This is a genomic window from Streptomyces sp. RPA4-2, assembly GCF_012273515.2.
In the GTDB taxonomy this organism is placed as follows: domain Bacteria; phylum Actinomycetota; class Actinomycetes; order Streptomycetales; family Streptomycetaceae; genus Streptomyces; species Streptomyces kaempferi.
Window position 1 is genome coordinate 7,566,252 of record NZ_CP050975.2, and the last position, 25,703, is coordinate 7,591,954.

Here is a 25,703-nt window from a genome sequence, read left to right on the forward strand (position 1 = left end):
GAAAGGACCCGCATGCAGATCGCCATCGTCCTCTACGACCGCTTCACCGCCCTGGACGCGGTGGGCCCCTACGAGACCCTCGGCCGGCTGCCCGGCGCCGAGACCGTCTTCGTCGCCGAGCGCACCGGCCCGGTCCGCAACGAGACCGGCAATCTGGCACTCACCGCCGACCGCACCCTGGACCAGGTACCGCACCCGGACATCGTCGTGGTGCCCGGCGGTCCGGGGCAGACACCGCAGATGGAGAACCGGGTCCTCCTGGACTGGCTGCGCGCCGCCGACACCACGAGTACCTGGACCACCTCCGTGTGCACCGGCTCGCTGCTCCTGGCCGCGGCCGGGCTCCTCGACGGCCGCCGGGCCACCTCGCACTGGCTGGCCCTCGACACCCTCAAGGAGTTCGGCGCCGAACCGACGGGGGAGCGGGTGGTCTTCGACGGGAAGTACGTGACGGCGGCCGGCGTCTCGTCCGGCATCGACATGGGGCTGCACCTGCTCGGCCGGATCGCGGGCGACGAACACGCCCAGGCCGTGCAGCTGCTGACGGAGTACGACCCGCAGCCGCCCTACGACGCGGGGTCCCCGCGGAAGGCGCCCGCGCACCTGGTGGAGGAGCTCCGCGGGAGGAGCCGGTTCATCCTCCGCTAGGGCCGGAAACCGGTGTGGTCCAGGTGAACCGTGGCGGGCGGCGCTCCAGGAAGGCGGCGACGCCCTCCGCGGTGTCGCCGCTGCCGCGTGCCTGCTCCGCCCAGTGGGCGTCCCGGTCGGTCCGCCCGTTCGCGAACTCCTTGGCGGACGCCTGTGTCAGCAGCGACCGCGCCGCCAGGACCCGAGTGAACTCCGTCACCCGCTTGTCGAGTTCGTCCCCCGCCAGCACCTCGTCCACCAGGCCCGTGCGCAGCGCGCGCTCCGCGTCGATCAACTCGCCCGAGAACAGCAGGTACTTGGCGGTCGCCGGTCCCACGAGCGACACCAGACGCCGGGTGGCGGAGGCGGGGTAGACGATTCCCAGCTTCGCCGGGGTCACCCCGAACAGAGCGCCGGCCTGCGCGAACCGCAGATCGCAGGCCGCCGCGAGCTGTGAACCGCCGCCGACGCAGTATCCGCGGACGGCCGCGAGCGTCGGCTTGGGGAAGGCGGCGAGCGCGTCCTCGGCCCGTACGGCCAGGCCCTGCGCCTCGTCCGAGGAGCCGCGCAGGGTCGAGATGTCGGCCCCCGCGCAGAAGGTGTCGCCCTCCCCGGTGAGCACCACCGCGCGGACGGCCGGATCGGCGGCCAGCCCGTCGAGCAGGGGCGGCAGCGCCCGCCACATCCCGGCCGTCATGGCGTTGCGCTTGGCCGGGTGGTGGATGACGACGGTGGCGATGCCGTCGCCCACGCTGTGCAGCAGCTGCGGCTCCATACGCCGGATGCTATCCGCACCCTCGAACGCGCGATCAGCGAGGCCGGGTGCGTCCGAGGCGGCCCGCCCCGGCGGACACCGGATGCGCCGCGAGACCTCGGCGGCAAACCCGTACAACCCGAATAGTTCTCGAAGTGGACACAAAGAAGGCGGAAGTGGTCGTCCGGTCGACCGTGTCATGCGGCGACGGTCGGAAAACGTCGATAGTCGCTGACTTCTGTTCAGTCATCGGGTCCGGACCAGCGCGTTCCCACACTCGACGTGTGGTGACAATCGAGCGCAAGGGTGGCGACCGGACGATGGAGAACCACGGGCGGGGGTTCGACTCCCGTCCCGAAGGCGGCGGGGACGTGCCTCCCGATCAAAGACCGCCGGGTCCGCTGCCGTACGAGGGGGTGTGGCGGTTCACCGCTCCCGCTGCCGATGCCTCGGTGCCGCAGGCGCGACACGCCGTTCGTGACCTGCTCGCGCGGCAACGGGTGCCCGCCTCGGACGACCTCGTCCAGGGGCTCCTGCTGATCGTCTCCGAACTGGTCACGAACGCCGTCCGGCACGCGGCGCTGCTCTCCCCGACGCTCGCCGTCGAGGTGGCCGTCGGTGCCGAGTGGGTGCGTGTCTCCGTGGAGGACAACCACCCCTACCGCCCGACGGCCCTGGAGGCGGACCACGGCCAGACCGGCGGGCGCGGGCTGCTGCTGGTGCGGGAGGTCACCAGGGAGTCGGGCGGGGTGTGCGACGTCGAGCACACGGCGAGCGGCGGCAAGGTGATCTGGGCCGCCCTGCCGCTCACGCCGAGCGTCGTCTAGATCCTGCCGGGAAGCCTGGATCCCGCCGGGAGGCACGGAGGCGCCCCCCACGGGTCCGTCACCAGCCGGCGGACGGGCCCGTCAGCTCCCTGACCGCCGGGCGGGCCGCGTCCAGGACGGTCATGAACCAGGACGAGAAGGGATCCTTCTCGTGCCGCTCGGCGAGCTCGGCGGCGGTCACGAAGACCGTGTCGCCGACCTCCTCCGCGTCGGGCCGCAGCGACGCCTGCACCATCCCGACGAAGAGGTGGTTGTACTCCTGCTCCACCAGCCCCGACTCCGGGTCCGGGTGGTTGTAGCGGACCGTGCCCGCCTCCGCGAGCAGCGAGGGGGAGACCCCGAGCTCCTCGTACGTCCGGCGGGCGGCCGCCGCGAAGGGGGCCTCGCCGGGGTAGGGGTGGCCGCAGCAGGTGTTGGACCACACACCGGGGGAGTGGTACTTGCCCAGGGCGCGCTGCTGGAGCAGCAGCCGTCCGCGCTCGTCGAAGAGGAAGACGGAGAAGGCCCGGTGCAGCTGCCCGGGTGGCTGATGGGCGGCGAGCTTCTCCGCCGTGCCGATCGTATTGCCGTCCTCGTCGACCAGCTCGAGCAAGATCGCTTCAACGGTGCCGTTCGACGAACTGTGCGTCGCGGTGGCAGGTGTGATCGGCATACCCATCCTTCGCATCGGTCTTCGAGTCCCAAGTCTGCCGTACGAAACCGGCACTCCCGGCACTTCGCGGCTCCCCGCATGTCCCGCCCCGGACTCCTGGGGCGGGACACGCGGCCGGTCGGCGTCAGGTGCCGGAAGTGGTCGGACACCTGATCGTGCCCGGTGCCGCGGACGAGGAATCGTCCAGGACAGGGGCCGACAGATGTTCGCCTCGCACCCCCCGCCCGGTCCCCGTCGAGGTACTTCGGAGCCGGGCCGGACGCCGTGGCCAGGAGCGGGCGCGGCGCCTCGCGCGGTTGGGCCGTACGGTGACGGGAGCGGACGCCGACGCGGTCCGCGGCCGGACCGGACGGGCCGTGCGCCGACGGAGGCCGCTTCGACGCCGGCCGGACCGCTTCGGGCGTCGAGGCGGTCGGGTGCCGTCGACGCCGGTTCGGGGTCAGGCGCCGTCGGCCACCGGACGCAGGACATGGCCGACGTAGCCGTACTCCCCTCCGTGCGCGCGGCGCAGGGCGATCTCCGCCCGGGTGTCCGCGACGGCCTCGGCCATGCCGGGCCGGTCGAGGTCGGCCGCGTCCGCGTGGGCGGCGAGCGGCCCGTAGTACTCGTCCCAGTCGGAGTCCGGCAGGAGCACCGTGCCCAGCACCCGGTACCCGGCGTCGCGTGCGGCCCGGGTGTCCTCCGCGGTCGTGCGCAGCAGGTCCGCCCAGAAGGCGCGGGCCCGGCCGGACGGCGTCCCGACCGTCCAGGAGCAGTGCGTGAGCACCAGCGTGCCACCGGGGGCGAGCAGCCGCCGCCAGCCGCGCAGGGCGGTGTCGAAGCCGATCAGGTAGGCCGAGCCCTCGGCCCAGAGGAGATCGAACGAGCCGTCCGGGCAGGGGAGTTCACCCATGTCCGCGCGCACGGCGTTGACGGACGCGGAGAGGGAGCGGGCCTCGGCGGCCCTCCGCAGTTCGTCGAGGAACGGTTCGTGCAGGTCGACGGCGGTCACCCGCGCCCCGGCCTCGGCGGCGAGCAGCAGCGCGGACCGGCCGGGCCCGCAGCCCAGGTCGAGCACGCGCGGGCGCTCGGGCAGCGGACCGGCGAGCGAGAGCAGGTGCCGGGTGGTGGCGTCGGAGCCGGGGCCCTGCCGGGGCAGTCCGTGGTGCAGGGCGAAGAAGGCCTCGCGGGAGGCGTCGTGGTCGGACGGCATGAGCAGCCTTCGGATGCGGGGCCCGGGGCGCCGCATCGCCGTACGGCGTCGGTCAGCCGTGGACCCGGAGGACGGGGACACATCTGTCGCCGCGCACGGCGGCGTCGAACGTGACGGTCATCGACCCACCTCCTCCTCGAACCCCGGCCACGCTAGCACCGGCCCGCACGGCCCCGCAGCTCTGTTTCCCGGCCCGCCCGACCGGCCGGAGACGGACCGTCCCCCGGCCCGCGCACCCGCTCAGTGACAGAGCCTCGCCTCGTGCCGTGCGTGTCCGCTCGGCTCCAGCTGGAAGGTGCAGTGCTCCAGGTCGAAGTGGTGGCCCAGGCAGCCCCGGAGCTCGAGGAGCACCTTCTCGTGCCGGCCGGCGTCCAGCACCTCCGTGGCGACGACCACATGGGCGGAGAGGACCGGCATACCGGAAGTGATGGTCCAGGCGTGCAGGTCGTGGACGTCCTCGACGCCGGGCAGCGCGGCGATGTGGGCGCGCACCTCCGCCATGTCGACATGCTGGGGCGCCGCCTCCAGGAGCACGTTCAGCGTCTCCCGCAGCAGCTTGCAGGTGCGCGGGACGATCATGACGCCGATGAGGATCGAGGCGATCGGGTCGGCGGCCTGCCAGCCGGTGGCCATGATCACCGCCGCGGAGACGGCGACGGCCACGGAACCCAGCGCGTCCGCCGCCACCTCCAGGAAGGCGCCGCGCACGTTCAGACTGTCCCGGCGGCCGCGCATCAGCAGCGCGAGCGAGACCGAGTTCGCGGTCAGGCCGACCAGGCCGAGGACGACGGCCGGGCCGCCCGCGGTCGCGGCGGGCGTCACGAAGCGCTGGACCGCCTCGTACAGGACGTAGCCCCCGACACCGAGCAGCAGCAGACAGTTGGCGAGCGCGGCGAGGATCTCGGCCCGCGCGTAGCCGAAGGTGCGGTTCGCGCCGGCCGGGCGGTTGGCGAAGTGGATCGCGAGCAGCGCCATGCCCAGGCCCAGCGCGTCCGTCGCCATGTGGGCCGCGTCCGCGACGAGCGCGAGCGAGTCGGCCAGGACACCGCCGGTGATCTCGACCGCCGTCACGGCCAGCGTGATCGACACCGCCACCCGCAGTCGCCCGCGGTACGCGGCTGCCGCCGTGCCGGTCGTGGGCCCGTCGTGCGCGTGCCCGTGGTCGTGTCCAGCCCCCATGGAAGCCGCCCCCCTCCGCTGCCCGGAAGCAACAGTGAACTACGGGTGGGGGTATCGGGCCAAGGCTGCACTGAACACCGTTGTCATCTGCTCTGACCTGCGTAAACGGGACGCAGGTCAGAGCAGGTGAAGATCGTTAATCCTGTGTCGGGGGGTGATGAAGGCGCCATCCGTCCCACGCCGAGGCGACCATCTCGCGCACCCCGCGCCGCGCGCGCCAGTCCAGCTCCCGGGCGGCCAGCGCGGCCGAGGCGACCGCGCGCGGGGCGTCACCGGGACGGCGCGGCTCGACGACCGGCTCCCGGGCGTCACCGCTGACCTCCGCGACGAGCGTGAGCAGCTCACGTACCGAGACGCCCTCGCCCCGCCCGATGTTCACGGTGAGATCGCCCGTCGCGTCACCCGCCAGCCGGCGGGCCGCCGCGAGATGCGCCTCGGCGAGGTCGGCGACGTGGATGTAGTCCCGGACGCCGGTGCCGTCCGGTGTCGGATAGTCGCCACCGAAGATCCGCGGGGCCTCGCCGCGGGTGAGGCGGTCGAAGACCATCGGGATCACGTTGAACACCCCGGTGTCGGCGAGCTCCGGCGAGACCGCGCCCGCCACGTTGAAGTAGCGCAGGCACACCGTCGCGATACCGTGCGCCCGGCCCGCCGCCCGCACCAGCCACTCCCCGGCCAGTTTCGTCTCGCCGTACGGACTCATCGGCGCGCACGGGGTGTCCTCCGTGATGAGGTCCACGTCCGGATTGCCGTAGACGGCCGCGGACGAGGAGAAGAGGAACCTCCGCACGCCCGCCCCGGCCACCGCCTCCAGCAGCGTCGCGAGACCGCCCACGTTCTCCTGGTAGTAGCGCGTGGGCTGCTCCACGGACTCACCGACCTGCTTGCGCGCCGCGAGATGCACCACACCCGTCACCGCGTGCTCCGACAGGACCCGCTTGAGCAGGTCCCCGTCCAGGGACGATCCCTGTACCAGCGGGATGCCCTCCGGGAGACGCTGGGCCACCCCGGACGAGAGGTCGTCGAGAGCGACGACGCGCTCCCCGGCCTCCGCCATCGCCCGCGCCACGTGTGCCCCGATGTATCCGGCCCCGCCGGTGATCAGCCATGTCATGGACGACCACCCTATGCCGGGCCCGGTACCGCGCCCGTCCTGCCCGTGTTCCGCACCGGTGCGCCGGTTCTCGTACGCAATGCCGCCAATGGTCGGGTCTGGGGCCGCGGTTTGTCGCGCGGACCCCGGATCACCGATGATGATCGCGGCGGAGACGGTCACGCAGACCAGGTTGATCGGACCGTGAACGGGTGGTGAACACCCGCTTCCCATCATCCGATAGCCTCTGCCGACATGCCGCCCAGCGGCCGCAGGCGCTGTCCGCGCCCTCCGCCCGCCCCCCGGGGCGGACGACGGGAGGACCAGGAAAGGGCCCGGACCCGGGCCGTCCCACCACGCACATGCCGGCGCGAGGCCGCCCGGCACCCAGGGAGTGAGTTCGCTGTCGACCGCCATCCTCACCGGCCAGCCGGTCCCCGGATCGTCGCTCGAGGGCGATCTGCGGTCGCTCGGGTTCGACGTGCGGTCCGCCGCCGAAGCCGCTGACGCCGAGACCCTGCTGGCCGCCGTACCGGCAGGTGAACGGGTCGCCGTCGTCGACGCCCGCTTCGTCGGACACCCGCACGCCCTGCGCCTCGGCCTCACGGACCCCCGGTTCCCGGCCTCAGCGGTGCCCGGCGCCGTCTCCGTGCAGCCCGAGGCCCGCCGGGCGCTGACCCGCGCCATGGCCCGCGAGAGCTCCGCGTCCGGCGGCGTGGCCGTCGCGACCGACAACCTCGCGGGGCGCCTCACCGCGGCCCTCGACGCGGACGGCGTCGCCGTGTACCGCCCCGAACTGGGCTCGCTGGTGGCCGCCGTCCCCACCGACCCGCAGGAGCGCAACGAGATCCGGCAGGCCGTCTCCGCCGTGGACGACGAGGCCATCCGGCTGCGCAGCGCCGTGAAGGCCCGCGACGGCTTCTTCACCACGTACTGCATCAGCCCGTACTCCCGCTACCTCGCCCGCTGGTGCGCCCGCCGCGGCCTCACCCCGAACCAGGTCACCACCGCCTCACTGCTGACCGCGCTGATCGCCGCGGGCTGCGCCGCCACCGGCACCCGCGCCGGGTTCGTCGCGGCCGGCCTGCTGCTGCTGTTCTCCTTCGTCCTGGACTGCACCGACGGGCAGCTGGCCCGCTACTCCCTGCAGTACTCGACGCTCGGCGCCTGGCTGGACGCGACCTTCGACCGTGCGAAGGAGTACGCCTACTACGCCGGCCTCGCCCTCGGCGCGGCCCGCGGCGGCGACGACGTGTGGGCCCTCGCCCTGGGCGCGATGATCCTGCAGACCTGCCGGCACGTCGTCGACTTCTCCTTCAACGAGGCGAACCACGACGCCACCGCCAACACCAGCCCCACCGCGGCCCTCTCCGGCAAGCTCGACAGCGTCGGCTGGACGGTCTGGGTGCGCCGGATGATAGTCCTGCCCATCGGCGAACGATGGGCGATGATCGCCGTTCTCACGGCGCTGACCACACCCCGGATCACCTTCTACGCGCTGCTCGCCGGCTGCGCCTTCGCGGCGACGTACACCACGGCGGGCCGGGTACTGCGCTCGCTGACCCGCAAGGCCCGGCGCACGGACCGGGCGGCGCAGGCGCTGGCCGACCTCGCGGACAGCGGACCGCTCGTCGAACTGCTGGTCCGCCTCGCACGCGGCACCGTCCGGCACACGGCGCCCGTCAGCGCCCTCATCGGCGGCTTCCTCGTGGTCGCCTCGGCCGTGCTGTGGGGCTCCGGCTGGCAGACCGTCGTGTTCGCCGTCGTCTACACGCTCATGTCCGCCATAGCCGTCGTCCGCCCCCTCAAGGGCGCCCTCGACTGGCTGGTCCCGCCGGTCTTCCGTGCTGCCGAGTACCTCACCGTTCTGGTACTCGCGGCCAAAGCCGACGTGAACGGAGTGCTTCCCGCGGCTTTCGGCCTGGTGGCCGCGGTCGCCTACCATCACTACGACACGGTGTACCGCATCCGCGGCAACGCGGGCGCGCCGCCGCGCTGGCTGGTGCGGGCGACCGGGGGGCACGAAGGCAGGACGCTGCTGGTCACCGTCCTGGCCGCGGTGCTCACCGCCGCACAGTTCGAGGTCGCGCTCACGGCGCTCGCCGTGGCCGTGGCCGTGCTGGTGCTCTTCGAGAGCATCCGCTTCTGGGCGTCCTCCGGGGCGCCCGCCGTACACGATGAAGGAGAACCCGCATGATCGGCCTCGTGCTGGCGGCCGGCGCCGGACGGCGTCTGCGCCCCTACACCGACAGCCTCCCCAAGGCTCTCGTGCCGGTTGGTCCCGCGGGCATAGAGGACAGCATCACGGTCCTGGACCTGACCCTCGGCAACTTCGCCGAGATCGGTCTGACCGAGGTCGGCATCATCGTCGGCTACCGCAAGGAAGCCGTCTACGACCGCAAGGCGGCCCTGGAGGAGAAGTACGGCCTCAGGATCACCCTCATCGACAACGACAAGGCCGAGGAGTGGAACAACGCCTACTCCCTGTGGTGCGGCCGTGACGCCCTCACGGACGGTGTGATCCTCGCCAACGGCGACACCGTGCACCCGGTCTCCGTCGAGCGGACGCTGCTCGCCGCCCGCGGCGACGGCAAGCGGATCATCCTCGCCCTCGACACGGTCAAGAAGCTCGCCGACGAGGAGATGAAGGTCGTCGTGGACCCCGACAAGGGCGTCCGGAAGATCACCAAGCTCATGGAGCCCTCCGAGGCCTCCGGCGAGTACATCGGCGTCACCCTCATCGAGGGCGAGGCCGCGGCCGACCTCGCGGACGCACTGAAGACGGTGTGGGAGACGGACCCGCAGCAGTTCTACGAGCACGGCTACCAGGAGCTCGTCAACCGCGGCTTCCGGATCGACGTGGCACCGATCGGCGACGTCAAGTGGGTCGAGATCGACAACCACGAAGACCTCGCCAAGGGACGTGAGATCGCGTGCCAGTACTGACGAGGCTCATCCCCTCGCCGGTCGTCGTCGACATCCGCCCGGGTGCCCTGGACGACCTGGCGAGCGTCCTCTCCGACGAGCGGATCTCCCACTCGGGCAAGCTGGCCGTCGCGGTCAGCGGCGGCTCGGGAGCCGGGCTGCGCGAGCGGCTCGCCCCGGCCCTGCCCGGCGCCACCTGGTACGAGGTCGGCGGCGGCACCCTCGACGACGCGATCCGGCTGGCCGGCGACATGAGAGCGGGCCACTACGACGCGGTCGTGGGTCTGGGCGGCGGCAAGATCATCGACTGTGCGAAGTTCGCCGCCGCGCGGGTCGGCCTGCCCCTGGTCGCCGTGCCGACGAACCTCGCCCACGACGGCCTGTGCTCCCCGGTCGCGACGCTCGACAACGACGCGGGCCGCGGGTCCTACGGGGTGCCGAACCCGATCGCGGTGGTCATCGACCTCGACGTGATCCGCGAGGCCCCCGTGCGCTTCGTCCGGGCCGGCATCGGCGACGCCGTCTCCAACATCTCCGCGATCGCGGACTGGGAGCTGGCCCACCGTGTCAACGGCGAGAAGATCGACGGCCTGGCCGCCGCGATGGCACGGCAGGCCGGCGAGGCCGTGCTGCGCCACCCCGGCGGCATCGGGGACAACGACTTCCTCCAGGTGCTCGCCGAGGCCCTGGTCCTCAGCGGGATCGCCATGTCGGTCTCGGGCGACTCACGCCCCTCGTCGGGCGCCTGCCACGAGATCAACCACGCCTTCGACCTCCTCTTCCCCAAGCGCGCCGCGAGCCACGGCGAGCAGTGCGGCATGGGGGCGGCCTTCGCGATGTACCTGCGGGGGGCGCACGAGGAGTCGGTGTACATGGCCGAGGTGCTGCACCGCCACGGGCTGCCGGTGCTGCCCGAGGAGATCGGCTTCACGGTGGACGAGTTCGTCCAGGTCGTGGAGTTCGCCCCGCAGACCCGGCCAGGCCGCTACACGATCCTCGAACACCTCGACCTGAAAACCCACCAGATCAAGGACATCTACTCCGACTATGCCAAGGCCATCAGTAGCTGAACTCCGCCCCGTCGTTCATCCCGCAGGGGTGAAGGACCGGCGCAGCGGTGAGCACTGGGCGGGACGCCTGTACATGCGAGAGATCTCGCTGCGCTGCGACCGTTACCTGGTGAACACCAGGATCACGCCCAACCAGCTCACGTACCTGATGACCGTCTGCGGCGTGCTCGCGGCCCCGGCCCTGCTGGTGCCGGGGATCGCGGGCGCGGTGCTCGGCGTGGTCGCGGTCCAGCTGTACCTGCTGCTGGACTGCGTCGACGGCGAGATCGCGCGCTGGAAGAAGCAGTACTCGCTCGGCGGGGTCTACCTGGACCGCGTCGGCGCCTATCTGACCGACGCGGCCGTCCTCGTCGGCCTCGGGCTGCGCGCCGCCGACCTGTGGGGCGGCGGCCGCGTCGACTGGCTGTGGGCCTTCCTCGGCACGCTGGCGGCCCTCGGCGCGATCCTGATCAAGGCCGAGACCGACCTCGTCGGCGTGGCCCGCCACCAGGGCGGACTGCCGCCGGTCAAGGAGGCCGCGTCCGAGCCCCGCTCGTCCGGCATGGCCTTCGCACGCCGGGCCGCCGGCGCGCTCAAGTTCCACCGGCTGATCCTCGGCATCGAGGCGACCCTGCTGATCCTGGTCCTGGCGATCGCCGACCAGGTCAGGGGGGACCTGTTCTTCACCCGGCTCGGCACCGCCGTACTCGCGGGCATCGCGCTCGTGCAGACCCTGCTGCACCTCGTGTCCATCCTCGCCTCCAGCAGGCTGAAGTGAGTGCCGCGATGAGGGTCGGCGCGGTCATCATCACCATGGGCAACCGCCCCGACGAGCTCCGGGCCCTGCTGGACTCCGTGGCCAAGCAGGACGGGGAGCGGGTCGAGGTGGTCGTGGTCGGCAACGGCTCGCCCGTCCCGGACGTCCCGGAGGGCATACGCACCGTCGAGCTGCCCGAGAACCTCGGCATACCCGGCGGCCGCAACGTCGGCATCGAGGCCTTCGGGCCCGGCGGCGCCGACGTCGACATCCTGCTCTTCCTCGACGACGACGGGCTCCTCGCCACCCACGACACCGCCGAGCTGTGCCGCCGCGCCTTCGCCGCCGACCCGGCGCTCGGCATCATCAGCTTCCGTATCGCCGACCCGGAGACCGGCGAGACCCAGCGCCGCCACGTGCCGCGGCTGCGCGCCTCGGACCCGATGCGCTCCTCCCGCGTCACCACCTTCCTCGGCGGCGCCAACGCGGTCCGTACGAAGGTCTTCGGCCAGGTCGGAGGACTTCCGGACGAGTTCTTCTACGCCCACGAGGAGACCGACCTGGCATGGCGGGCCCTCGACGCGGGCTGGATGATCGACTACCGGTCCGACATGGTGCTGTGCCACCCGACGACGGCGCCTTCGCGGCACGCGGTCTACCACCGCATGGTGGCCCGCAACCGCGTCTGGCTCGCCCGCCGGAACCTTCCCGCACCGCTCGTGCCCGTCTATCTGGGCGTCTGGATGCTCCTGACGCTGGCCCGCCGCCCCTCCGGACCCGCGCTGAAGGCCTGGTTCGGCGGTTTCAAGGAGGGCTGGACCAGCCCGTGCGGACGGAGGCGTCCGATGAAGTGGCGTACGGTGTGGCGCCTGACCAGACTGGGCCGGCCTCCCGTCATCTGACAAGCTCGTTCCTGTGAGCGCGTGGCCCCGGCCCCGGCCCCGGTCCCGTGCCCATGGCCCTGCCCCACCCGGCCGTGCGCATCCGAAGACGAAAGTTTCCCCTTGTGAGTGACACAACGCAGGACGGAGCGGTCGCGGTGAGCGACCGACCGTCGCCCGATGACGGGCTCTCCGCCGCCGAGCTGGCCGGAAAGTACGGACTCGCGGTCAGCGGTGCCCGGCCCGGCCTCGTCGAGTACGTGCGTCAGCTGTGGGGGCGGCGGCACTTCATCCTCGCCTTCTCGCAGGCGAAACTCACCGCCCAGTACAGCCAGGCCAAACTCGGCCAGCTGTGGCAGGTGGCGACGCCACTGCTGAACGCCGCCGTGTACTACTTCATCTTCGGTCTGATCCTGAAGGCCAGCCGGGGCATGTCGCACGACACGTACATCCCGTTCCTCGTGACCGGCGTCTTCGTCTTCACCTTCACACAGAACTCGATCATGGCCGGGGTCCGGGCGATCTCGGGCAACCTAGGGCTGGTGCGCGCGCTGCACTTCCCGCGCGCCTCGCTGCCCATCTCCTTCGCGCTCCAGCAGCTTCAGCAGCTGCTGTTCTCGATGCTCGTGCTGTTCGTCGTCGTGGTCGCGTTCGGCAGCTACCCGGGTCTGTCCTGGCTGCTGATCGTGCCGGTGCTGGCGCTGCAGTTCCTCTTCAACACCGGCCTGTCGCTCATCGTGGCCAGGCTGGGCGCGAAGACCCCGGACCTCGCCCAGCTGATGCCGTTCATACTGCGCACCTGGATGTACAGCTCGGGTGTGATGTTCTCCATCAGCAACCTGCTCGCCGGCCGCCCGGAGTGGGTCATCCGTGCGCTCCAGGTGAACCCGGCCGCGATCTACATGGACCTGATGCGCTACGCGCTCATCGACGGCTACGGCGCCTCCCACCTGCCGCCGCACGTGTGGGCGATCGCGATCTTCTGGGCCGTGCTCGTGGGCGCGGGCGGATTCGTGTACTTCTGGAAGGCGGAAGAGAGGTACGGCCGTGGCTGACCAGGCGTCCCACATCCCCACCGTCATCGCGGACGAGCTGCACATCGTCTACCGCGTGAACGGCGCCAAGACCGGCAAGGGCAGCGCCACCTCCGCGCTCAGCCGCATCCTCAAGCGCGGCGAGGAACGGGGCGTGCGCAAGGTGCACGCCGTCCGGGGCGTCTCCTTCACCGCCTACCGCGGTGAGGCCATCGGTCTGATCGGCTCCAACGGCTCCGGCAAGTCCACCCTTCTCCGGGCCATCGCCGGACTGCTGCCCGCCGAGAAGGGCAGGGTCTACACCGACGGCCAGCCCTCCCTGCTCGGCGTGAACGCGGCCCTGATGAACGACCTGACGGGCGAGCGGAACGTCATTCTGGGCGGGCTCGCGATGGGCATGTCCCGCGAGCAGATCAGGGAGCGCTACCAGGAGATCGTCGACTTCTCGGGCATCAACGAGAAGGGCGACTTCATCACGCTGCCGATGCGGACGTACTCCTCGGGCATGGCGGCGCGGCTGCGCTTCTCCATCGCGGCCGCCAAGGACCACGACGTGCTGATGATCGACGAGGCCCTGGCCACCGGCGACCGCTCCTTCCAGAAGCGCTCCGAGCAGCGGATCCGCGAGCTGCGCAAGAGCGCGGGCACGGTCTTCCTGGTCAGTCACAACAACAATTCGATCCGCGACACCTGCGACCGCGTGCTCTGGCTGGAACGCGGTGAGCTGCGGATGGACGGGCCGACCGAAGAGGTCCTCAAGGAGTACGAGAAGTTCACGGGCAAATAGCCCGTCTCGCCCAGGGCCCCGCCGGAACGGTTCGGCGGGGCCCCGCGTCTGCAAAGGGAAAGCCAACTCCTGCTGTCCGTAGGAATCTTGACGCCAATCGGTGTGTTGTTGTGATGTGCAGGACACCCCGACGGACCGTGCAGCGTTGTACAACGTAAGCTGTACCGGTGCTGAATCGCGGCAAGTGGGGCGATATTGCGCGACGCCCGGTACCCGCGCGCTGCGCGGACCTCCGGGCGGCGTGTCCGAAATGGGCAGTATTGGGTCGGCAGTGTAGAACGGGAGATGTGACGGCAATGGCTACGGAAACTCTCCAGCTCCGCGATGCGTGTGCCGTCCCCGCGCCGGGCGGCGAGCGGTGACCGAAGCCGGGACGGCCCGCACCGGAGATCCGGAGCGCGGCACCCTCGACAAGGCCGCGGACGAGAACTTCCCCGTCGCGCCCTTCTTCCTGCCCCGGGCCTGGCGCGACGACCTGATGGCGGTCTACGGCTTCGCCCGCCTCGTCGACGACATCGGCGACGGCGATCTCGCCCCCGGCGGCGCGGACGCCCGTCTGCTCGGCGTGTCGCCCGAGGAGGCCGAGGACCGCGTCGTTCTCCTCGACGCCCTCGAAACGGACCTCCACCGAGTGTTCGATTCGACTCCGCTCCACCCCTTGCTGCGCCGCCTGCAGCCCACGGTCCGCCGCGCGGGCCTCACCCCCGAGCCCTTTCTGGGCCTGATCGGGGCCAACCGCCAGGACCAGCTCGTCACGCGGTACGAGACGTACGACGATCTGCTGGCCTACTGCGAGCTGTCCGCCAACCCGGTGGGACGCCTGGTCCTCTCGGTCACCGGCACCTCGACGCCCGAGCGGGTCCGCCGCTCCGACGCGGTGTGCACGGCGCTGCAGATCGTCGAGCACCTCCAGGACGTGGCCGAGGACCTCGGCCGCGACCGCATCTACCTTCCCGCCGAGGACATGAAGCGCTTCCATGTCCAGGAGGCGGATCTCGCCACGGCCACGGCAGGCGCATCGGTGCGCGCGCTGGTTGCATACGAAGCAGAACGCGCGCTCCACCTCCTGAATGAAGGCACCCCCCTCGTGGGTAGCGTCCACGGCAGGCTGAAGCTGCTGCTCGCGGGGTTCGTGGCAGGGGGAAGGGCGGCAATCCGTGCGATTGCCGTCGCTGAATACGACGTACTTCCCGGCCCGCCCAAGCCCGGCAAGCTCCAGTTGCTGCGCGAGGTGGGAGTGACTCTGCGAGGAAAGGGGTGATCCGGACCGTGGAGTCGGAACAACACGTGTCCGCACCGGTACTCGCCGCTTACAGCTACTGCGAGGCAGTGACCGGTCAGCAGGCGCGTAATTTCGCGTACGGCATCCGACTTCTCCCGACGCCCAAGCGTCGTGCGATGTCGGCGCTCTACGCGTTCTCACGGCGTGTCGACGACATCGGCGACGGCACGCTGGCACCGGATGTGAAGGCGGCCCGCCTCCAGGACACCAGGGCGCTGCTCACCCGGGTCCGCGAGGGCCGGGTCGACGAGGACGACACCGACCCGGTCGCGGTCGCCCTCAGTCACACCGCGGCGTACTTCCCGGTGCCGCTCGGCGGCCTCGACGAGCTCATCGACGGCGTCCTGATGGACGTACGCGGTGAGACGTACGAGACCTGGGACGACCTGAAGGTGTACTGCCGGTGCGTGGCCGGGGCGATCGGGCGGCTCTCGCTCGGCGTGTTCGGTACGGAACCGGGGGCGCGCGGCGCCGAACGCGCGCCGGAGTATGCCGACACGCTCGGGCTCGCGCTCCAGCTCACCAACATCCTGCGGGACGTACGTGAGGACGCCGGGGACGGGCGCACCTATCTGCCCGCCGACGACCTCGCGAAGTTCGGCTGCTCGGCCGGGTTCAACGGGCCGACGCCGCCGGAGGGCTCCGACTTCGCGGGCCTGGTGCACTTCGAGGTGAGACGGGCCCGCACCCTCTTCGCGGAGGGCTACCGGCTGCTGCCCATGCTGGACCGGCGCAGCGGCGCCTGTGTCGCGGCCATGGCGGGCATCTACCGGCGGCTGCTGGACCGCATCGAGCGGGAGCCGGAGGCCGTGCTGCGCGGCCGTGTCTCGCTGCCGGGCCGGGAGAAGGCGTACGTCGCCGTGCGCGGCCTCTCCGGCCTGGACGCGCGGCATGTGTCCCGCCGCACGGTCAGGAGGCGCACCTGATGGACAATCTGGGCCAAGGTGACTCCACCGGAGGAAAGTGGCACGCAACCCTCCGGTGGTCCGCGGCGTCCCTGACTGCGACGGCCGGTCGTACACCGTTCGAAGACCGCGGCGGGCCGAAGGGGGAGGACGCACGATGAGCGAGGCCACGCAGCCGGGGGAGCCCGACCCGGCCGGTCCGGCCGGGTCGGACCGCGTCGGGACGCCGGGCTCGGACCGCGCCGGGACGCCCGCCGGTGCGGCCGGCCCCGGGACGTCCGCCGTGGTGGTCGGTGGCGGGCTCGCCGGGATCACCGCCGCGCTCTCGCTCGCCGACGCCGGGGTACGTGTGACGCTGCTCGAAGGCAGGCCGCGGCTGGGCGGGCTGGCCTTCTCCTTCCAGCGCGGCGAGCTCACCGTGGACAACGGCCAGCATGTGTTCCTGCGCTGCTGCACCGCCTACCGGTGGTTCCTCGACCGCATCGACGCGACCTCGCTGGCGCCGGTGCAGGATCGTCTCGACGTGCCCGTTCTCGACGCGGAGGGCACCGAGGGACGACGGCTCGGCAGAATCGGCCGCACCGCGCTGCCGGTGCCGCTGCATCTCGCGCGCAGCCTGGCGACGTATCAGCATCTGTCGCTCACCGAGCGCGCCAAGGTCGGCCGTGCCGCTCTGGCGCTCAAGGCGCTCGACCTCGACGATCCGGCGCTCGACGACCAGAACTTCGGCAGCTGGCTCGCCGGGCACGGTCAGTCGGAGCGCGCCGTCGAGGCACTGTGGGACCTGGTGGGGGTCGCCACCCTCAACGCGGTGGCCGGCGACTCGTCGCTCGGGCTCGCCGCGATGGTGTTCAAGACCGGTCTGCTGTCCGACCCGGGCGCGGCCGACATCGGCTGGGCGCGCGTCCCGCTGGGCGAACTGCACGACACACTGGCCCGCAAGGCGCTCGACACCGCGGGCGTCCGTACCGAAGTCCGTACACGAGTCACCTCCATCTCCCTCAACGAGAACGGGCGTTGGAGCGTTCAGGTTCCCGGCGAGACACTCGACGCGGACACCGTGGTGCTCGCCGTACCTCAGCGCGAGGCGCACGATCTGCTGCCCGCCGGCGCGCTGGACGCCCCCGAGCGACTCCTGGAGATCGGCACCGCGCCGATCCTCAACGTCCACGTGGTCTACGACCGCAAGGTGCTCACGCGTCCGTTCTTCGCGGCGCTCGGTTCCCCGGTGCAGTGGGTCTTCGACCGCACCGAGGCGTCCGGACTGCGGGAGGGGCAGTATCTGGCCCTGTCCCAGTCGGCCGCGCAGCACGAGATCGACGAGCCCGTCGCCGTCCTGCGCGAGCGCTATCTGCCGGAGCTGGAGCGGCTGCTGCCCGCCGCCCGCGACGCCGAGGTGAAGGACTTCTTCGTGACCCGGGAGCGCACCGCGACGTTCGCCCCCGCCCCTGGCGTCGGGCGGCTGCGTCCCGGCGCCCGTACCAACGCTCCCGGCCTGTATCTGGCCGGCGCGTGGACCGCCACCGGGTGGCCCGCGACCATGGAGAGCGCGGTCCGCAGCGGTGTCGGTGCGGCGGGAGCAGCACTGGCCGCCCTGGGCCGGCCCCGCGATCACCTCCTCGCGTTCGAGGACACGGGCCGCACCCTCCCGGGGGACACCCCCCGGGCCTCCGGCCGAACACCGGCGGGATCCGGCGCTTCACCGCGAGGTGGACTCAGGTGAGGGTCGAGCAGCACGCGGTGGACCCCCGCACCCCCGGTACCGCAACAAGAGGAGAGACTGTGCCCACTGTGCCCCCGGCCGAATCGGCTGCCGACGCGGTGGACGTGACCGCGCTCCTCGAGCGCGGCCGGACCCTGGCCACACCGGTGCTGAAAGCGGCCGTCGACCGCCTGGCGTCGCCCATGGACACCGTCGCCGCCTACCACTTCGGCTGGATCGACGCGGCGGGCAACCCCGCGGACGGCGACGGGGGCAAGGCCGTGCGCCCGGCGCTGGCCGTCCTGTCCGCGCAGGCCGCGGGCGCCGCCCCGGAGGTCGGCGTGCCCGGCGCGGTCGCGGTGGAGCTGGTGCACAACTTCTCGCTGCTGCACGACGACCTGATGGACGGCGACGAGCAGCGCCGCCACCGCGACACCGTCTGGAAGGTGCACGGCCCCGCCCAGGCGATCCTGGTCGGCGACGCCCTGTTCGCGCTGGCCAACGAGATCCTCCTCGAACTCGGCACCGCCGAGGCCGGCCGCGCCACCCGCCGTCTGACCACCGCCACCCGCGCCCTCATCGACGGCCAGGCACAGGACATCTCCTACGAGCACCGCGACCGGGTCAGCGTCGAGGAGTGCCTGGAGATGGAGGGCAACAAGACGGGCGCCCTGCTCGCCTGCGCCTGCTCGATCGGCGCGGTCCTCGGCGGCGCGGACGACCGCACCGCCGACACGCTGGAGAGGTACGGCTACCACCTCGGCCTGGCCTTCCAGGCCGTCGACGACCTCCTCGGCATCTGGGGCGACCCGGAGGCCACCGGCAAGCAGACCTGGAGCGATCTGCGCCAGCGCAAGAAGTCCCTGCCGGTCGTGGCGGCGCTCGCCGCGGGCGGCCCCGCCTCGGAGCGGCTCGGCCAACTGCTCGCCGAGGACGCCAAGGCCAGTGACTTCGAGAACTTCTCCGAGGAGGAGTTCGCGGCCCGCGCCGCGCTCATCGAGGAGGCGGGCGGCCGCGAGTGGACCGCCCAGGAGGCACGCCGTCAGCACACCATCGCCATCGAGGCCCTGAACGCCGTCGAGATGTCCGACCAGGTGCGGGCCCAGCTCGTCGCGCTCGCCGACTTCGTCGTCGTACGAAAGAGATGATCACTATCGGTCGAATAAACCTCGCGTAGTCGCCGGCCGGTGTCTCCCCTCCAGGTTCTCCGTTTCGTACGAGAACGGGGGAACCCATGAGAGCGACGCACCGGCCGACGGCGGACCCACAGCAGAGACGTACCACTGCACGAAGGGGAAGCCATGACAGCGACGACCGACGGAAGCACCGGGGCACTGCCGCCCCGCGCTGCCGCGGCCAGCGAAATCCAGCCAGAGACGACTCCCGTGGCGGCCGGGACAGTCGAGACCCGAGACGTCGCCGAGCACGCCATACAGCGTGCCACCGGCTACCTGCTCTCGCGGCAGGACGCCGAGGGCTGGTGGAAGGGCGACCTCGAGACGAACGTCACGATGGACGCCGAGGATCTGCTCCTGCGCCAGTTCCTGGGAATCCTCGACGAGACGACCGCCCAGGCCGCCGGTCTGTTCATCCGGGGCGAGCAGCGCGAGGACGGCGCCTGGGCCACTTTCTACAACGGCCCCGGCGACCTCTCCGCCACCGTCGAGGCGTACGTCGCCCTGCGGCTGGCCGGGGACGCCCCCGACGCGCCGCACATGGCGAAGGCCGCCGCGTGGGTCCGTGAGCGGGGCGGCATCGTCTCGGCCCGCGTCTTCACCCGGATCTGGCTCGCCCTGTTCGGCTGGTGGAAGTGGGACGACCTGCCCGAACTCCCGCCGGAGCTCATCTACTTCCCGAAGTGGATGCCACTCAACATCTACGACTTCGGATGCTGGGCGCGGCAGACGATCGTGCCGCTCACCATCGTCTCGGCGAAGCGGCCGGTGCGGCCCGCGCCGTTCCCGCTGGACGAGCTGCACACCGACCCGGGCAACCCCAATCCGGTCAGGCCCACGGCCCCCGTGGCGAGTTGGAACGGCGTTTTCCAGCGGCTGGACAAGGCGCTGCACCAGTACCGCAAGGTCGCACCGGGGCCGCTGCGCAGGGCCGCCATGAACGCGGCGGCGCGCTGGATCATCGAACGGCAGGAGAACGACGGCTGCTGGGGCGGCATCCAGCCGCCCGCGGTGTACTCCGTCATCGCGCTCCACCTGCTGGGCTACGACCTCGACCATCCGGTGATGCGTGCCGGGCTGGAGTCCCTGGACCGCTTCACGGTGTGGCGCGAGGACGGGGCCCGGATGATCGAGGCCTGTCAGTCGCCCGTCTGGGACACCTGCCTGGCGACCATCGCACTGGCCGACGCGGGCCTGCCCGCCGACCATCCGCAGCTGGTCAAGGCCGTGGACTGGATGCTCGGCGAGGAGATCGTCAGACCCGGCGACTGGTCGGTGAAGAGGCCTCATCTCCCGCCGGGCGGCTGGGCGTTCGAGTTCCACAACGACAACTACCCCGACATCGACGACACCGCCGAGGTGGTCCTCGCGCTGCGCCGGGTGCGTCACCACGACCCGGAACGCGTCGAGAAGGCGATCGGGCGCGGGGTGCGCTGGAACCTCGGCATGCAGTCCAAGGACGGCGGCTGGGGCGCGTTCGACGTCGACAACACCAGCTCCTTCCCCAACCGGCTGCCGTTCTGCGACTTCGGCGAGGTGATCGACCCGCCGTCCGCGGACGTCACCGCGCACGTGGTGGAGATGCTCGCGGTGGAGGGCCTCTCGCACGACCCGCGTACCCGCCGGGGCATCGAGTGGCTGCTCGCCGAACAGGAGCCGAACGGCTCCTGGTTCGGGCGCTGGGGCGTCAACTACGTCTACGGCACGGGGTCGGTGGTGCCCGCGCTGGTGGCCGCCGGCCTGCCCGCCTCGCACCCGGCGATCCGCCGGGCGGTCGGCTGGCTGGAGACCGTCCAGAACGAGGACGGCGGCTGGGGCGAGGACCTGCGCTCCTACGACGACGCCGCCGAATGGAGCGGCCGGGGCGCCTCGACCGCCTCGCAGACCGGGTGGGCGCTGCTCGCGCTGCTCGCGGCCGGGGAGCGCGACTCCAAGGCCGTGGAGCGCGGTGTCGACTGGCTCGCGGCGACCCAGCTGCCCGACGGCTCCTGGGACGAGCCGTACTTCACCGGCACCGGGTTCCCGTGGGACTTCTCGATCAACTACCACCTCTACCGGCAGGTATTCCCGCTCACCGCGCTCGGCCGCTATGTCAACGGCGAGCCGTTCGCCGAGGTCAAGGGGGGTTGATGAGTACGAAGCCCGAACCGGCCCCGCTGCTGATCGCCTGTGCGCTCGCCATCGAGCACCTCGCCCTGCGCAGCGCCGACCGGAGCGGTTCCGACGGGCCCGTCACCGTCCTGCGCACGGGCATGGGGCCAAGGGCCGCGGAGCTCTCGCTCGGCCGGGTCCTCGCAGACCCGGCGCTGCGCGAGGCCGCGGTCCTGGCCACGGGCTTCTGCGCGGGGCTCGCCCCGGGCATGCACCCCGGCGACCTGGTGGTCGCCGAGGAGACCCGGGATCCGCGTGGCAGCACTCCGTGCGTGGGCACCGAGCTGCTGGTCAAGGAGCTGGTGCGCGTCGTGCCCGGGCGCACCGTCCATACGGGGCCGCTCACCGGCTCCGATCACGTCGTCCGCGGTCACGAACGGTCGGACCTGTTCGCGACCGGCGCCATCGCGGTCGACATGGAGTCCGCGGCCACGCTGCACAGCGCCGTCCGCGCGGGTCCACGTCCGGTTGCGGCCGTCCGGGTGGTCGTGGACGCTCCAGAACATGAACTCGTCCGTATCGGCACGGTGCGCGGTGGAATATCAGCTTTCCGTGTTCTTCGTGCCATCCTTCCCGCTTTCTTTGAATGGCACCGTTCTTTGCTGCTCCCTCGGAGGTGAGCCAGATGGCCATGCCACTTCGGCAGTCCATGAAGGTCGCTGCGTACCTGTTTGAACAGAAGCTCAGGAAGCGGGACAAGTTCGCGCTGATTGTCGAGTTGGAACCCCTCTTCGCGTGCAATCTCGCGTGCGAGGGATGCGGGAAGATCCAGCACCCCGCGGGCGTGCTCAAGCAGCGGATGCCCGTGGCGCAGGCCGTGGGCGCGGTGCTGGAGTCCGGTGCCCCGATGGTGTCCATCGCGGGCGGCGAGCCGCTGATGCACCCGCAGATCGACGAGATCGTGCGGCAGTTGGTGGCCAAGAAGAAGTTCGTCTTCCTGTGCACCAACGCGATGTTGCTGCGCAAGAAGATGGACAAGTTCAAGCCCTCACCGTACTTCGCGTGGGCCGTGCACATCGACGGGCTGCGTGAGCGGCACGACGAGTCCGTGGCCAAGGAAGGCGTCTTCGACGAGGCGGTCGCAGCCATCAAGGAGGCCAAGCGCCGTGGCTTCCGGGTCACCACGAACTCGACCTTCTTCAACACCGACACCCCGCAGACCATCATCGAGGTCCTCAACTACCTCAACGACGACCTGAAGGTCGACGAGATGATGCTCTCGCCCGCCTACGCCTACGAGAAGGCCCCCGACCAGGAGCACTTCCTCGGCGTCCAGCAGACCCGGGAACTGTTCAAGAAGGCCTTCGCGGGCGGCAACCGGCGCCGCTGGCGGCTCAACCACAGCCCGCTCTTCCTGGACTTCCTGGAGGGCAAGGTCGACTTCCCGTGCACCGCGTGGGCGATCCCGAGCTACTCGCTCTTCGGCTGGCAGAAGCCCTGCTACCTGATGAGCGACGGGTACGTGCAGACGTACAAGCAGCTCCTGGAGGAGACCGACTGGGACTCCTACGGTCGCGGCAAGGACGACCGGTGCGCCAACTGCATGGCGCACTGCGGCTACGAGCCGACCGCCGTCCTCGCCACCATGGGCTCCCTCAAGGAGTCGCTGCGCGCCGCCCGTGAGACCTTTACGGAAAGCCGCGGGTGACGTCATGACCGCCGTTTCCTTGGGCCTCCCCGAGGTGCCGGTCCGACCGATCGCGGAACGCCGTGTGTCACGGCGGATCCAGGTCGGACCGGTGGCGGTCGGGGGAGGAGCACCCGTCTCCGTGCAGTCGATGACGACGACGCGTACGTCGGACGTCGGCGCCACCCTGCAGCAGATCGCGGAACTCACCGCGTCCGGCTGCCAGATCGTCCGCGTCGCCTGTCCCACGCAGGACGACGCGGACGCCCTCGCGACGATCGCCCGCAAGTCGCAGATCCCGGTGATCGCGGACATCCACTTCCAGCCGAAGTACGTCTTCGCCGCCATCGACGCGGGCTGCGCGGCGGTGCGGGTGAACCCGGGCAACATCAAGCAGTTCGACGACAAGGTGAAGGAGATCGCGCGCGCCGCCTCCCAGGCGGGCACACCCATCCGGATCGGCGTCAACGCGGGCTCGCTCGACCGGCGTCTGCTGCAGAAGTACGGCAGGGCGACGCCGGAGGCACTCGTCGAGTCGGCGCTGTGGGAGGCGTCCCTCTTCGAGGAGCACGGGTTCCGGGACATCAAGATCTCGGTGAAGCACAACGACCCGGTCGTCATGGTCAACGCCTACCGCCAACTGGCGGCGGCCTGCGACTACCCGCTCCATCTGGGCGTCACGGAGGCCGGGCCGGCGTTCCAGGGGACCATCAAGTCGGCCGTCGCCTTCGGGGCGTTGCTCGCCGAGGGCATCGGGGACACCATCCGGGTCTCCCTGAGCGCGCCGCCCGCCGAGGAGTGCAAGGTCGGTATCCAGATCCTGGAGTCGCTGGGCCTGCGTCAGCGGCGCCTGGAGATCGTGTCGTGCCCGTCCTGCGGGCGCGCCCAGGTGGACGTCTACAAGCTGGCCGACGAGGTCACGGCCGGTCTGGAGGGGATGGAGGTCCCGTTGCGCGTCGCGGTCATGGGCTGCGTCGTCAACGGCCCCGGAGAGGCGCGGGAGGCGGACCTGGGGGTCGCCTCCGGCAACGGCAAGGGGCAGATCTTCGTCAAGGGCGAGGTCATCAAGACCGTGCCCGAGTCGAAGATCGTGGAGACCCTCATCGAGGAAGCGATGAAGATCGCCGAGCAGATGGAGAACGACGGCGTCGGGTCCGGGGAACCGGCCGTCACCGTGAGTTGATCAGCACGGACCGAGAGGGGGCCCGAGCGTGACGATTCTGGAGAGCATCCGGGGACCACGCGACCTGAAGGCGCTGTCCGAGGCGGAGGTCGGTGAACTGGCCGATGAGATCCGGGAGTTCCTGGTGCACGCGGTCGCCAGGACCGGTGGACATCTCGGGCCCAATCTGGGGGTGGTGGAACTCTCCATCGCACTCCACAGGGTCTTCGAGTCACCCGTCGACCGCATCCTGTGGGACACCGGTCACCAGAGCTATGTGCACAAGCTGCTGACAGGACGTCAGGACTTCTCCAAGCTGCGCGGCAAGGGGGGCCTGTCCGGCTACCCCTCGCGCGAGGAGTCCGAGCACGACATCATCGAGAACAGCCACGCCTCCACGGCGCTCGGCTGGGCGGACGGCCTCGCCAAGGCCCGCCAGGTGCAGGGGGAGAAGGGCCATGTCGTCGCGGTCATCGGCGACGGCGCGCTGACCGGCGGGATGGCGTGGGAGGCGCTGAACAACATCGCCGCCGCGAAGGACCGACCGCTGATCATCGTCGTCAACGACAACGAACGCTCGTACGCGCCGACCATCGGCGGCCTCGCCAACCACCTCGCCACCCTGCGGACGACGGACAGCTACGAGCGGGTGCTGGCCTGGGGCAAGGACGTACTGCTGCGCACCCCCGTCGTCGGACCCACGCTCTACGAGTCCCTGCACGGCGCCAAGAAGGGCTTCAAGGACGCCTTCGCACCGCAGGGCATGTTCGAGGACCTCGGACTCAAGTACGTCGGTCCGATCGACGGACACGACACCGGGGCCGTGGAGTCCGCGCTGCGGCGCGCGAAGCGTTTCCACGGGCCGGTGCTGGTCCACTGTCTGACGGAGAAGGGCCGCGGCTACGAACCGGCGCTCGCCCACGAGGAGGACCGCTTCCACACGGTGGGCGTGATGGACCCGCTGACCTGCGAGCCGCTCGCGCCCTCGGGCGGGCCCTCCTGGACCTCGGTGTTCGGCGACGAGATCGCCCGGATCGGGGAGGAGCGCGAGGACGTCGTGGCGATAACGGCGGCGATGCTGCACCCGGTGGGACTCGGCAGGTTCGCCGAGCGGTTCCCCGACCGGGTGTGGGACGTCGGGATCGCCGAGCAGCACGCCACGGTCTCCGCGGCGGGGCTCGCCACGGGCGGCCTGCACCCGGTCGTCGCCGTCTACGCCACCTTCCTCAACCGGGCCTTCGACCAGCTCCTGATGGACGTCGCGCTGCACCGCTGCGGCGTCACCTTCGTCCTGGACCGGGCCGGTGTCACCGGCGTCGACGGCGCCTCGCACAACGGCATGTGGGACATGTCCGTCCTCCAGGTCGTGCCGGGCCTCAGGATCGCCGCGCCGCGCGACGCCGACCAACTCCGCGCCCAGTTGCGGGAGGCGGTCGCCGTCGACGACGCGCCGACGCTCATCCGGTTCCCGAAGGAGTCGGTGGGCCCGGCGGTCCCGGCGACCGACCGGGTGGGCGGCCTCGACGTCCTGCACCGGTCCGCGGCGACCCCGCGGGTGCTCCTGGTGGCCGTCGGCGTCATGGCGCCGGTCTGCCTCCAGGCCGCCGAACTGCTGGAGGCCCGGGGCATCGGCTGCACCGTCGTCGACCCGCGCTGGGTCAAACCCGTCGACCCGGCCCTGCCCGGCCTCGCGGCCGAACACCGGCTCGTGGCGGTCGTCGAGGACAACAGCCGGGCGGCCGGCGTCGGCTCGGCGGTCGCGCTGGCCCTGGGGGACGCCGAAGTGGACGTACCCGTAAGGAGGTTCGGAATCCCGGAGCAGTTCCTCGCGCACGCGAAACGCGCGGAGGTGCTGGCCGACATCGGGCTCACGCCCGTCGAGATCGCCGGGCGGATCGGGGCCGCCCTGGCAGTCAAGGACGAGTCGTCCAAGGAGAAATAG

23 protein-coding genes and 1 pseudogene are annotated in these 25,703 nt (G+C 71.3%); 19 read left to right on the plus strand and 5 right to left on the minus strand.

Translation table 11 applies throughout. From position 1 onward, the window contains the following. Positions 1–12: 12 nt before the first annotated feature. Entirely contained in the window at positions 13–648 is a 636-nt protein-coding gene (locus tag HEP85_RS33070) for a DJ-1/PfpI family protein (protein WP_168531171.1), read from the plus strand. Here the strand turns inward: HEP85_RS33070 and HEP85_RS33075 are convergent. Beyond that, positions 635–1,402: an enoyl-CoA hydratase/isomerase family protein gene (locus HEP85_RS33075; protein WP_168531173.1), complete on the minus strand. Its 768-nt coding sequence runs from the start codon at positions 1,400–1,402 to the stop codon at positions 635–637. The two genes, HEP85_RS33070 and HEP85_RS33075, sit on opposite strands and share 14 nt — an antisense overlap. Before the next feature lie 299 nt (positions 1,403–1,701). Between HEP85_RS33075 and HEP85_RS33080 the strand changes: the two genes are divergently transcribed. After that, on the plus strand, positions 1,702–2,208 hold the full coding sequence (locus tag HEP85_RS33080; RefSeq protein ID WP_168534261.1) for an ATP-binding protein: 507 nt from the start codon (positions 1,702–1,704) through the stop codon (positions 2,206–2,208). Positions 2,209–2,266: 58 nt separating this feature from the next. On the opposite strand, the gene idi is transcribed toward HEP85_RS33080, so the two are convergent. From idi to galE, 4 genes and pseudogenes are all read right to left on the minus strand, one after another. Beyond that, positions 2,267–2,860 (minus strand): isopentenyl-diphosphate Delta-isomerase, encoded by a 594-nt coding sequence (gene idi / locus HEP85_RS33085; protein ID WP_329291836.1) that lies wholly within the window; start codon positions 2,858–2,860, stop codon positions 2,267–2,269. 457 nt (positions 2,861–3,317) lie between these two features. Further along, positions 3,318–4,052: pseudogene (locus HEP85_RS33090) on the minus strand (class I SAM-dependent methyltransferase); the annotation flags it as partial. A gap of 240 nt (positions 4,053–4,292) precedes the next feature. Then, positions 4,293–5,231: a cation diffusion facilitator family transporter gene (locus HEP85_RS33095; RefSeq protein ID WP_369657943.1), complete on the minus strand. Its 939-nt coding sequence runs from the start codon at positions 5,229–5,231 to the stop codon at positions 4,293–4,295. 136 nt (positions 5,232–5,367) lie between these two features. Next, on the minus strand, positions 5,368–6,345 hold the full coding sequence (gene galE / locus HEP85_RS33100) for a UDP-glucose 4-epimerase GalE (RefSeq protein ID WP_168531177.1): 978 nt from the start codon (positions 6,343–6,345) through the stop codon (positions 5,368–5,370). Between the two features lie 382 nt (positions 6,346–6,727). Between galE and HEP85_RS33105 the strand changes: the two genes are divergently transcribed. From HEP85_RS33105 to dxs, 17 genes are all read left to right on the plus strand, one after another. Beyond that, positions 6,728–8,521, plus strand: a complete 1,794-nt coding sequence (locus tag HEP85_RS33105; RefSeq protein ID WP_168534263.1) for a DUF5941 domain-containing protein — start codon at positions 6,728–6,730, stop codon at positions 8,519–8,521. Beyond that, entirely contained in the window at positions 8,518–9,270 is a 753-nt protein-coding gene (locus HEP85_RS33110; protein WP_168531179.1) for a sugar phosphate nucleotidyltransferase, read from the plus strand. Before HEP85_RS33105 ends, HEP85_RS33110 begins: the two co-directional genes overlap by 4 nt. Continuing rightward, a complete protein-coding gene (locus tag HEP85_RS33115; RefSeq protein WP_168531181.1) occupies positions 9,258–10,319 on the plus strand; it encodes an iron-containing alcohol dehydrogenase family protein in 1,062 nt (353 codons plus the stop codon). The genes HEP85_RS33110 and HEP85_RS33115 overlap by 13 nt, the downstream gene beginning before the upstream one ends. After that, complete coding sequence (locus tag HEP85_RS33120; protein WP_168531183.1) at positions 10,297–11,076, plus strand: CDP-alcohol phosphatidyltransferase family protein; 780 nt, start codon at positions 10,297–10,299, stop codon at positions 11,074–11,076. Before HEP85_RS33115 ends, HEP85_RS33120 begins: the two co-directional genes overlap by 23 nt. Next, entirely contained in the window at positions 11,073–11,957 is an 885-nt protein-coding gene (locus HEP85_RS33125) for a glycosyltransferase family 2 protein (RefSeq protein ID WP_168531185.1), read from the plus strand. The genes HEP85_RS33120 and HEP85_RS33125 overlap by 4 nt, the downstream gene beginning before the upstream one ends. Before the next feature lie 104 nt (positions 11,958–12,061). Further along, entirely contained in the window at positions 12,062–12,991 is a 930-nt protein-coding gene (locus tag HEP85_RS33130) for an ABC transporter permease (RefSeq protein WP_168531187.1), read from the plus strand. Then, positions 12,984–13,757 carry an ABC transporter ATP-binding protein gene (locus HEP85_RS33135; protein ID WP_168531189.1) on the plus strand — a complete coding sequence of 258 codons (774 nt, stop codon included), beginning with the start codon at positions 12,984–12,986 and terminating at the stop codon, positions 13,755–13,757. The genes HEP85_RS33130 and HEP85_RS33135 overlap by 8 nt, the downstream gene beginning before the upstream one ends. Before the next feature lie 358 nt (positions 13,758–14,115). Further along, positions 14,116–15,018 carry a squalene synthase HpnC gene (hpnC, locus tag HEP85_RS33140; protein ID WP_168531191.1) on the plus strand — a complete coding sequence of 301 codons (903 nt, stop codon included), beginning with the start codon at positions 14,116–14,118 and terminating at the stop codon, positions 15,016–15,018. Beyond that, positions 15,015–15,965 carry a presqualene diphosphate synthase HpnD gene (gene hpnD, locus HEP85_RS33145; RefSeq protein ID WP_168531193.1) on the plus strand — a complete coding sequence of 317 codons (951 nt, stop codon included), beginning with the start codon at positions 15,015–15,017 and terminating at the stop codon, positions 15,963–15,965. The genes hpnC and hpnD overlap by 4 nt, the downstream gene beginning before the upstream one ends. Next, positions 15,965–16,105 carry a DUF6380 family protein gene (locus HEP85_RS33150; protein ID WP_248002161.1) on the plus strand — a complete coding sequence of 47 codons (141 nt, stop codon included), beginning with the start codon at positions 15,965–15,967 and terminating at the stop codon, positions 16,103–16,105. Before hpnD ends, HEP85_RS33150 begins: the two co-directional genes overlap by 1 nt. Then, entirely contained in the window at positions 16,102–17,667 is a 1,566-nt protein-coding gene (gene hpnE, locus HEP85_RS33155; RefSeq protein ID WP_248002162.1) for a hydroxysqualene dehydroxylase HpnE, read from the plus strand. The genes HEP85_RS33150 and hpnE overlap by 4 nt, the downstream gene beginning before the upstream one ends. Then, a complete protein-coding gene (locus HEP85_RS33160) occupies positions 17,664–18,794 on the plus strand; it encodes a polyprenyl synthetase family protein (RefSeq protein WP_168531195.1) in 1,131 nt (376 codons plus the stop codon). The genes hpnE and HEP85_RS33160 overlap by 4 nt, the downstream gene beginning before the upstream one ends. Before the next feature lie 153 nt (positions 18,795–18,947). Next, positions 18,948–20,951 (plus strand): squalene--hopene cyclase, encoded by a 2,004-nt coding sequence (gene shc, locus HEP85_RS33165; protein ID WP_168531196.1) that lies wholly within the window; start codon positions 18,948–18,950, stop codon positions 20,949–20,951. After that, on the plus strand, positions 20,951–21,592 hold the full coding sequence (locus HEP85_RS33170) for a 1-hydroxy-2-methyl-2-butenyl 4-diphosphate reductase (protein ID WP_168531198.1): 642 nt from the start codon (positions 20,951–20,953) through the stop codon (positions 21,590–21,592). The genes shc and HEP85_RS33170 overlap by 1 nt, the downstream gene beginning before the upstream one ends. Before the next feature lie 5 nt (positions 21,593–21,597). Further along, the gene (gene hpnH, locus HEP85_RS33175; RefSeq protein ID WP_168531200.1) at positions 21,598–22,620 is read left to right on the plus strand and encodes an adenosyl-hopene transferase HpnH; all 1,023 of its coding nucleotides are present in this window, start codon (positions 21,598–21,600) and stop codon (positions 22,618–22,620) included. Positions 22,621–22,624: 4 nt separating this feature from the next. Continuing rightward, the gene (gene ispG / locus HEP85_RS33180) at positions 22,625–23,782 is read left to right on the plus strand and encodes a flavodoxin-dependent (E)-4-hydroxy-3-methylbut-2-enyl-diphosphate synthase (protein ID WP_168531202.1); all 1,158 of its coding nucleotides are present in this window, start codon (positions 22,625–22,627) and stop codon (positions 23,780–23,782) included. Between the two features lie 28 nt (positions 23,783–23,810). Continuing rightward, on the plus strand, positions 23,811–25,703 hold the full coding sequence (gene dxs, locus HEP85_RS33185) for a 1-deoxy-D-xylulose-5-phosphate synthase (RefSeq protein WP_168531204.1): 1,893 nt from the start codon (positions 23,811–23,813) through the stop codon (positions 25,701–25,703).